The organism is Pseudomonas yangonensis (assembly GCF_009932725.1).
GTDB classification, from domain to species: domain Bacteria; phylum Pseudomonadota; class Gammaproteobacteria; order Pseudomonadales; family Pseudomonadaceae; genus Aquipseudomonas; species Aquipseudomonas yangonensis.
The window spans coordinates 1-203 of sequence record NZ_BLJU01000051.1; the positions used below are offsets into that span (position 1 = coordinate 1).

The window sequence follows — 203 nt, forward strand, 5'->3', positions numbered from 1 at the left end:
GGCGCGGTACCGGAAAGCATGCGCACCATGCTGAGCATCGCTCAGGCCAACAGCCAGCGCCTCAGCCATCTGATCAACGACCTGCTGGACATGGACAAGCTGGAAGCCGGCAAGATGCAGTTCGATCTGCAGCCCTGCGAACTTGCTGCCCAGCTCGAGGAGGCACTGGCCAGCAACCAGGCCTATGCGGCCCAGCGCCAGGT

Annotated in this window: 1 pseudogene; it reads left to right on the forward strand. The window is 63.5% G+C overall.

The features are described from left to right. Window positions 1–203, forward strand: a pseudogene (locus GYB81_RS23350) (ATP-binding protein); the annotation flags it as partial.